This is a genomic window from Xanthomonas axonopodis (genome assembly GCF_001304695.1).
Classification (GTDB): domain Bacteria; phylum Pseudomonadota; class Gammaproteobacteria; order Xanthomonadales; family Xanthomonadaceae; genus Xanthomonas; species Xanthomonas axonopodis.
Genome location: NZ_JFAQ01000131.1, coordinates 1 through 6,705 on the forward strand (window position 1 = coordinate 1; position 6,705 = coordinate 6,705).

4 protein-coding genes and 3 pseudogenes are annotated in these 6,705 nt (G+C 65.3%); 1 reads left to right on the plus strand and 6 read right to left on the minus strand.

Annotated features, from left to right (window positions below; all coding sequences use genetic code 11):
* Together XAXN_RS12455 and XAXN_RS12460 are read right to left on the minus strand one after the other, a co-directional pair.
* Positions 1-516: rhamnogalacturonan acetylesterase (locus XAXN_RS12455; RefSeq protein ID WP_167694794.1), on the minus strand; the 516-nt coding region annotated here is incomplete at its 3' end.
* Positions 517-770: 254 nt separating this feature from the next.
* Positions 771-1,431: pseudogene (locus tag XAXN_RS12460) on the minus strand (RpiB/LacA/LacB family sugar-phosphate isomerase).
* Between XAXN_RS12460 and XAXN_RS21445 the strand changes: the two are divergent.
* Entirely contained in the window at positions 1,415-1,606 is a 192-nt protein-coding gene (locus tag XAXN_RS21445; protein WP_134980478.1) for a hypothetical protein, read from the plus strand. The pseudogene XAXN_RS12460 and the gene XAXN_RS21445 overlap by 17 nt on opposite strands.
* A 136-nt stretch (positions 1,607-1,742) precedes the next feature.
* Here XAXN_RS21445 and kduD read toward each other — a convergent pair.
* The 4 genes and pseudogenes from kduD to XAXN_RS23420 form a co-directional block, all read right to left on the minus strand.
* Positions 1,743-2,496: pseudogene (gene kduD, locus XAXN_RS12465) on the minus strand (2-dehydro-3-deoxy-D-gluconate 5-dehydrogenase KduD); the annotation flags it as partial.
* Positions 2,497-2,683: 187 nt separating this feature from the next.
* Complete coding sequence (kduI, locus tag XAXN_RS12470) at positions 2,684-3,493, minus strand: 5-dehydro-4-deoxy-D-glucuronate isomerase (protein WP_054319769.1); 810 nt, start codon at positions 3,491-3,493, stop codon at positions 2,684-2,686.
* 418 nt (positions 3,494-3,911) lie between these two features.
* A complete protein-coding gene (locus XAXN_RS12475) occupies positions 3,912-4,970 on the minus strand; it encodes a LacI family DNA-binding transcriptional regulator (RefSeq protein WP_054319770.1) in 1,059 nt (352 codons plus the stop codon).
* 145 nt (positions 4,971-5,115) lie between these two features.
* A pseudogene (locus tag XAXN_RS23420) lies at positions 5,116-6,705 on the minus strand (family 43 glycosylhydrolase); the annotation flags it as partial.

Genomic DNA, 6,705 nt, shown 5'->3' on the forward strand with positions numbered 1-6,705 from the left:
AAATCGGGGGGACGTCGCATGCGCAGCAAGTTGCTGCATCGCCAGGGTGTAGCGACCGTGGGTGTCGAGCAACGCGACGAAGTCGTAGAGCAGGCGTGCGGCCGGGGTGATCAGGATCGAGGTTGCGCCGTTGTCGCGCGCGGCGGCGATGTAGCGGCGCAGGAACTGCACGTAGTCGGTGGTCGGATCGGTGTAGCGCGTGGGGTCTTCGCGCTTGGCATCGTTGTGACCGAACTGGATCAGCAGGATGTCGCCGCGTTGCAGTTCTTGTGCGATGGCATCCAGGCTCCCTTCGGCGATGAAACTGCGCGTGCTGCGGCCGCCCTTGGCGTGGTTATGCACCTTCCATTGCGCCGGGTCGAACCAGTCCTGCAGCAGTTGGCCCCAGCCGGCTTGCGGCGCGCGCTCTGGGCCGTAGTCGGCGGCGCTGGAGTCGCCGGCGATGAAGATATGGCGTGGCGCGGCGTGGGCGAGGTTTGCAAAGAGCAGCAGCACTGCGAACAGCAGCAGACGCATGGTGGGCTCCGGGAGAAGGTGCCAGTACAACGCGGTGTCCCTTCTCCCAGCGGGACATTGTCCTCCTTTATGGGGAAGAAGGTGCCCGAAGGGCGGATGAGGGTGTGACTGCATCGGAAATGTGGACGGTCGTACTTTCGTCTCAAGCTCTCTCCGTTTAGGCAGCTGTCTTCCGCCGCACCCTCACCCTAACCCCCGCTCCGCGCCCCTGCCCGCGCTAGCAGCGCGGGCAGGGGCTCAAGCGCGTTTGCTAGTTACGCGGCGGCAGCAGCTTCTGGCTTGCCCAGTACACCGGCGACGAAGTTGCGGATTTCTGCATCCTGCGCGTTGTCGAAGAAGCACTGCTGGAAGCGCTCGCCGCCGATGGCCTGCTTGATCAGCTCCGGGTCGATGGCGCGCAGGCCGTCCAGGTACGATTTGGCGGTGGCCTGCTTGAGCTGGGTCAGGATGCCGGCGTTGGCCTGCTGCGATTCGCGACGCTCGGCCGGGTAGCCCATGCCACGCTCGCCGCTGAAGGCCTTCTCGAAGATGTAACGCACATTCGATTTCCGCACCCCAGCCGTAGCCTTTGGCGAACGCCAGGGACAGCGCGTTGCCGTTGTTGACCTGGGCGAACAGGTAGGCGTCGGTCGGCTCGATGCAGTAGCCGCAGAACACGCCCGGGTGCGCGTTGAGCGACATCATCGCGCCCTGGCCGGTGCCGCAGCCGGCCACCACGAAGTCCACCGCCTTGGAGTTCAGCAGCAGGCTGGCGACGATGCCCAGGTGGATGTAGGTCAGGCGGTGGTCGTTGTCGCCGTCCATGCCGACGTTGAAGACGCTATGGCCCTGCTCGCTGGCGACGTCGTTGAGCTGCTGCAGGATCACCGGGTTCTTGGCGGCCTGGCTAAACTCGTTCATGAGTGCGATTTTCATGGGAATGCTCCGCTTGGTTGGGGAAGATTTTTTCAAACGTTGTTTGCTGGATCGCGGTGCTGCGTGCGTTTGGTTGCCGGGGCTTTCAACTGCGGGCGCATTGTTGGTTGAAGTCACCAAGGCGCTGATGCAGTCAGCAAGTGAGATTGCCGGGAGCACATATGCGGTTGATTGATGTGCGTAATCGACCCTCATCCGCCCTTCGGGCACCTTCTCCCGCCTGCGGGAGAAGGACACCACATCGCAGCAACACCAAGGCCGGCGGCGGCACGCGCTGGACGGTGCGCGCCATCGCCGTGCGATCTAGACCAGCGTGCCAGCCAACCACCGTCGACCGGAATGATGGCGCCGTTGACGTAGTCCGACGCGCTGCTGGCCAGGAACACGGCGGTGCCGCCCAGGTCGGCCGGCACGCCCCAGCGCGCGGCCGGGATGCGGTCCAGGATGGCCTTGTTGCGGTCTTCGTCGGCACGCAGCTGCGCGGTGTTGTCGGTGGCCATATAGCCCGGTGCGATGACATTGGTGGTCACGCCCTTGCTGGCCCATTCGTTGGCGAGCAGGCGGGTGATGCCGGCGATGCCCGACTTGCTGGCGGTGTAGGACGGCACGCGGATACCCCCCTGGAACGACAGCATCGAGGCAATGTTGATGATCTTGCAGCGGCCCTGGGCGATGAAGTGACGGCCTGCGGCCTGCGCCATGAAGAAGGCCGACTTCAGGTTGACGTTGAGCACGTCGTCCCAATCCTGCTCGCTGAAATCCACCGCATCGGTGCGGCGGATCAGGCCGGCGTTGTTGACCAGGATATCCAGCCCGCCGAGGCCGGCGATGGTCTCGTCGGTGATGCGCTGCACCGGCTCGATGCTGATCAGGTTGGCTTCGATGGCGATGAAGCGGCGGCCCAGCGCCTTGACCTTTTTCTTCGGTCTCGGTGGGCGCCTGGATGCCGGCCGCAGCGATGTCGGCACCGACTTGGGCCGACGCCAACGCGATGCCCTGGCCCAAGCCCGTGTTGGCACCGGTGACCAGTGCGACCTTGCCTTCGAGACTGAACGGATTGCTCATTACCTTATCGCTCCTGCTGGATGTGCCGTGGTGTGCTGGGTGAGCCGCGCAGTGCGCGGACGATGCGTCATACGAGTGGATGCAGCGCCGAAGGCCCATCTGCATCGCGCCGGCGTTGCTGGCACCGGCTTGAACACAGCGGCGCCATGGCCGCGGCCGTCTGCGTGCAGGCGCGTGAATGCAGGCCTTACTTGAGCTGGCAGATATCCAGCACGTGCATGTCGGTGTAATCCAGGTTTTCGCCGCCCATTGCCCAGATGAAGGCGTAATTGGAGGTGCCGGCGCCCATGTGGATGGACCACGGCGGCGACACCACCGCTTCGTTGTTCTGAATCACGATGTGGCGCTGCGCATCGGGTTCGCCCATGAAGTGGTGGACGCGGTCGTTGGCGCCCAGGTCGAAATAGAAATACACCTCGCTGCGGCGGTCGTGCAGATGCGGCGGCATGGTGTTCCAGACGTTGCCGGGCTTGAGCACGGTCAGGCCGAGCAACAGCTGCGACGACTGGCAGGTGGCCGGCACGATGTACTGGTAAATGGTGCGCCCGTTGCTGGTTTCCAGCGCACCGCGCTCCCGTGCCACCGCATCCTTGATCGAGAGCTGCTTGGTCTCAAAGCGCGCATGCGCCGGCGTGGAGGCGAGATAGAACTTGGCCGGGTTGGCTGCGTCTTCGGACGCGAAACTGACATCGGTGCTGCCCATGGCAACGTACAGGCCGTCCTTCGGCCCAAGCGTGTAGGCAATACCGTCCACGGTCACCGTGCCGGTACCCGCACCGACATTGAGAATGCCCAGCTCGCGACGCTCCAGAAACGGATGCCCGGCGGCCGATGCCGGCTCGGTCTGTCTGGGCAGTTCCAGCGTTTTGCCGAGCGGCGCGGCGCCACCGAGCACGAAGCGCTCGTAGTGGGTGTATTTGAGCGTGACCGCGTCGTCCACGAACAGGCCGTCGAGCAGATACAGCTCGCGCAGCTCGTCGTTGCTGGCGCCCTTGATGGCGTCGGGATGGGTGGCGTAGTGCGTTTTGCAATACTAGAGAAATGGCACTTCTCCGAGGCAAGCGAGCGGGAACATGGGCTTGCAGCGGCTAGTCTACCGGCTCTGGTTAACCGGTGTCATTGCGCAGTGCACGAAAGACAGTGTGGGGGGACGCAAGGACTGCCCACTTCCTTCTCCCGTCGGGAGAAGGTGCCCCCGCAGGGGCGGATGAGGGTGCGAGGCTGCGCGCGGTGTTGGGTTACAAGGCCGAACCTGCCCGTGAAAGCCGATGGCGATCAGCGCATGCCTGAGCGTTCTCAGATGGCTGTCTGCCACCGCACCCTCACCCCAACCCCTCTCCCACAGGGAGAGGGGCTTTTGTCCTTCTCCGGTCGGGAAAGGGGCTTTGCCCCTCATCCTCCAGGACAAAGGACGCTCAATCTTCCGGCGGCTGGCAGGAGTCGCGCACGATCAGGTGCGGGCGCACGCTGGCAGTGGGCAGCTGCGGGGCGTTGTCGGGCTGGATCAGCATCGCCGCAGCAGTACGGCCGGTGTCGCGGGTGTGGCGACGCACCGAGGTCAGCGGCGGCCACAGGCGCGAGGCCAGTGAGCTGTCGTCGTAGCCGATCACCGAAAGCTGGCGCGGAATATTGATACCGGCGCGCAAGGCGACCTTGTAGATACCGGCGGCCATTTCGTCGTTACCGGTGAAGATGGCAGTGGGGCGCTTCTTGCCCAGCAACAGCTTTTCGGCCGCCGCCAAGCCTGACTCGAAGGTGTAACCGGCTTCGACGATGCGCTCGGGCGGCAGTTCGATGCCGCGACGGGCCAACGCGTCGGCAAAGCCGGAGGTGCGCTCGATCGAAGAGCGGTAGGCGCTGGGGCCGGTGACCAGGGCGATGTCGCGGTGGCCGAGCGAGAGCAGGTAATCGGCCGCCTCCGCTGCCCCGTCGCGGTCGTGGGTGATCACCGTCTGCGAGGTGGTATCCAGCGCGATCGAGGCGATGCGGGTGTAGCGGCAACCGATCTCGGCCAGCATGTCGGCCAACGCCTGGTCTTCGGAGGCGCGTGGCACCAGGATCACGCCGTGCAGCTTCTGCGCCTGCGCAAAGCGGCGCACCCCTTCGATATAGCCGGGACTGCGGCTGTCGCAGGGGTGCACCACCAGTTCGAAGCTGGAACCGCGCAGCGCGTCCAGCGCGCCGTACTGCATATCCACGATGTATTGCGCGGTGGGGTTGTCGTAGACCATGCCGATCAGGAACGAGCGGCGGAACGCCAGCCCGCGCGCGAGCGGATCCGGCGCATAGCCGACCTCGCGCATCAGCGCCTCGACCTTCTCGCGCGTGTCCTGCCGCACCAGCGGCGAATTGTTGATGATCCGCGAGACGGTCTTCTTGGACACGCCCGACATCCGCGCGATGTCGTTGATCGTTGCAACCCGGCCCTTCGGCAGGCCAGGCATTCCCTCTTCAGGCATCTTGCGGGCAGGCATAGCGGTCAACCAGTAAAGTTGATTGGATTCTACCGGCCCGACGGCCGGCAGACCTGAGCGAAGCCTGCCGCTGCACCGGGTCCGCCGTGCCGGGCCCGCCACGGCAGGCAGCGCCACGACATGCCCGCCGATACAGAACGGTCAGTCAATCAAGGGCGCGGTAGCGGAAGTTGCGGAATTCCACCTGACCGGGGCCTGCGGCATACAGCGCCGGCTTCAGGGCCAGGAACTTGCCGGCCACGTTGTGGTGGTAACCGGACACTTCCATTTGCACCGGGTACTTGGTCCACGTCTTGCCGTCGGCACTGCTGTGAATGGTGACGATGTGGCGATTGTTAGTGACGCGCAGCCACAGCGTGCCGCCGTTGGCGCTGGGTGCCAGCGTACCGGGGCGTTCCTCGCCGTAGCGGTGCATGACGACGTTCTCGCCATTGCTGCCCACGCCGGCGTAGAGCTTGTCGCTGTAGAACAGCAGCGCCCCGCCCTGCCCGCCCGGTGTCACGGTCATCTGCACCTCGAACTGGTAGGCCGGGTCGGTGGCGATCACCGTCAGCGGCGACGCATCGCGCGGCGCGCTGCTCTTGCCCCGCAAGCGCAGCACGCCATTGCCCACCTGCAGGCGCTTGGCTTCATCGGCCGCCGGGTTGAAGAACGCCCACTGCGGGCCAAGCCTGGCGGCACGGAAATCGTCCGACAACGCCATCCCGTGCTGCAGCGCCTGGCCGCTGGGTTTTTGCAGCGGGGTGCCCAGATGCCCACCCTTGGCGACGAACCAGCCGTCCGGGGTCCATTCGATCGGGTCGAGCAAGGCCTGCCGGCCCAGCGTCCAGTAGCCGTGTTCGTAGCCGTGGTACAGCATCCACCAGCGGCCGTCGGTGCCTTCCACCAGGATGGCGTGGCCGCGCGACCACCATGGCTCATCCGCACTCTTGGTGCGGGTGATCGGGTTGTTGGGCGCGTTCTGCCACGGGTCGTGGATCGAACGCGCGCGCGCAGTGATCACCATGTGCCCGGTCGGCGGGCCGGCGGGCCGGCGGTGCCGCCCACGGCGGTGGTTATGTAGTACCAGCCGTTGTGGCGGGTGATCTTGGGGCCTTCCTGGGCGTAGCCTTCCACGTCCCAGCTTTCCGGGTATTTCCAGCCGTCCTAGACGTGCTTGGGCGTGCCGACCACCTTCAAGCCGTCATCGGACAGCTGCACGTAATCGCCGCCGCTCAGGAACAGGTAACGCTTGCCGTCTTCGCCCACCGCATGGCCGGGGTCGATGTACTTGCCCAGCCCGATATCGACCGGGGCGCTCCACGGGCCGGTGATGTCATCGGCCCACACCACGAAATTGCTGCGCGCGCCCTGATCGCCACGCCGTGCGGGGAAATAGATGTAGTAGCGCTTGCCGTGCTTGATCAGGTCCGGCGCCCAGATCGCACCCACATTCTGGGTGATGGCGTGGCCCAGCGGCTGCCAGTTGACCAGATCGCGCGAATGCCAGATCGGCAGGCCCGGGTACGCATCGAACGAAGACAGCGTGAGGTAGTAATCATCACCATCCTTGAGCACCGACGGGTCGGGATGGTCGCCGGCCAGCACCGGATCGAGAAAGCTGCCGTTGCCCTGGTCGGCGATGCGCTGGTGCTCGATGCCGCGCTTCCAGTCGGCCGCAGCGCTCAGGCCGGCGCACAGCAGCAAGCCGCAGAGTGTTGGTGGACGCCTGCTGTTACGTGGTTGGCAGCGGTGG